We start from the raw sequence: 2,052 nt of genomic DNA, 5'->3' as shown, positions 1-2,052 counted from the left end.
GGGAATGTTCTCTGCCCTCTTGGCACCGCAGGTGTTCGAGACGGTGCTGGAATATCCCCTGTTGCTGGGGATGTCGCTGGCCGTGCTGGGGGCGCAGGGGGGGCGGGTGGGCCTGTGGCTGGGGCTGGGGCTGCTCCTGCCTTTGCTGCTGTTGCACTTTCAACCGCAGGCGTTGCTGCAGGTGGGCGCTGGGGTGGGTTTGGCGTTGGGCTGGGCGGTGCTGGCGCTGTTGGTGTCAGGGGAGAGCCGTTCACAGCAGCAGAGCGGAGCCCCTGGCTGGCAGGCCAAGGTCGGTTGGGTGGGAGCGCTGGCGGGGTTGGTTGTGCTGCTGGGGCAACCCTGGCTGCAGCCGGGACTGCAGGTGATCCACAGCGAGCGCAGCGCCTTCGGCCTCAACCGGATCGTGGAATACCAAACTGAGCAGGGATCCTTCCGCAGCCTTCTGCACGGCACCACTCTACACGGCAGCCAAAACTTGGATCCGGAAAAAGCGCTGGAGCCGCTGACCTATTTTTCTCGGTCTGGGCCGGTTGGGCAGGTGTTTGCGGCGTTCAGAGCCCAGACTGTGGATCCCATGCCCGCCATTGCCGTATTGGGGCTGGGGATCGGCACGTTGGCCGCCTATGCCGAGCCAGGGGATGAGTGGACGTTTTTCGAGTTGGATCCCACCGTGGTCGATTGGGCGAGCCGCTATTTTTCCTATCTCCGGTGGGCCCAGACGCGGGCGCGGGTGCAGGTCATCCTCGGTGATGCCCGGCTCAGCCTCAAGGGGATCCCAGAGGGCAGCTACGACCTGATGGTGATGGATGCCTTCAGCTCTGACGCAGTGCCGGTGCATTTGCTCACGCAAGAGGCTTTGGCCCTCTACCTCAGCAAGCTCAAGCCCCACGGCTGGCTGCTCTTCAACATCACCAACCGCCACCTCGACCTGGCCCCGCTGTTGGCTGGCCTGGCCGGATCCCTGCAGCTTCACGCTTGGCACCAAGACCACCGGGATCTCTCCCCTGAGCAACGCCAGGCGGGGCTGGCCCCTTCCCACTGGGTGCTGTTATCGCCGCGCGACGCTTCGACGACCGCCTCAGCAGGGCGGAGCCCTTTGGCCCAAAACTCTGGAGTCCTGCAGGAACTGGATCCCTGGCAGCCCCTTTTGCCCCAGGCCGGGGATCCCGTCTGGCGGGATGACTTTTCCAACCTGCTGCAGGTGATCCGCTGGCCTTGGATCCCTTTGCTAAAGGGTATCCAGATCCCCAGTTTTGGATAGGAATCCGGCTGTTATCGCTATGCAACGCTTCGGCGAATGCATTAGGGTTGGGGAGCAGAAAAGTTAAAGAAATCTTTACAACTCGAAGTTGGTATGAGTTATGATTGTTTGCAACGTAACTGATGTCTGCTCGGGAGTCCGGCCCATGTCTCCTCTACAAGCCCTCACTGGCAATCCTCAAACCACCATGGCTGAAACCTCTGCGGCTCGTTTCGTGGCAATCGGGGGCAGCTTGCGGCCCAATTCCCTGACGTACCAGGCGCTGGAGGTGGCGCGGCGCGAGTTTGAGAAGTTGGGGATCCCGTTGCACATCCTCGATCTGCGGCAGATGAAGTTGCCCTTTGTGGATGGCTCGGAGTCCTATGCGGATTATCCCGATGTGGCAGTCCTACGAGCAACCATGAAGCGGGCGGATGGGATCATCCTAGCCAGCCCGGAATACCACGGCGGCATCAGCGGCAGCCTGAAAAATGCCCTGGATCTGTTGAGCTTTGAGCAACTGGAGGGCAAGGTCTTCGGGTTGATCAGCGTTTTGGGCGGCGAGAGCAACAGCAATACCCTGAACCAGATGCGCTTGATTGTGCGTTGGGTGCATGGCTGGGTAATCCCCGAGCAGATCGCCATCGGTCGGGCTTGGAACGCTTTTGACGAGCAAGGCAATCTCAAAGACGAGAAGCTACAACAGCGCTTTCAACACTTTGTCCAGAGCTTGGTGACCCATACTCACAAGCTGCGCGGGATCCCAGTGGTGAAGCCCTCCTGAAATTACAGTCATTCCAAACTAGATTGAG

At 60.5% G+C, this 2,052-nt stretch carries 2 protein-coding genes; both read left to right on the top strand.

Features of this window, described 5'->3' with window-relative positions:
- On the top strand, positions 1-1,261 hold a 1,261-nt coding region (locus NW819_RS13430), incomplete at its 5' end, for a spermidine synthase (RefSeq protein WP_414414050.1).
- 145 nt (positions 1,262-1,406) lie between these two features.
- Complete coding sequence (locus NW819_RS13425) at positions 1,407-2,024, top strand: NADPH-dependent FMN reductase (protein WP_255344535.1); 618 nt, start codon at positions 1,407-1,409, stop codon at positions 2,022-2,024.
- Positions 2,025-2,052 lie beyond the last annotated feature (28 nt).

Source organism: Synechococcus sp. R8-2 (genome assembly GCF_047461715.1).
Classification (GTDB): domain Bacteria; phylum Cyanobacteriota; class Cyanobacteriia; order Thermostichales; family Thermostichaceae; genus Thermostichus.
The sequence above is the reverse complement of the archived record's forward strand: the minus strand, read 5'-3'. Positions and strand labels throughout refer to the sequence as shown.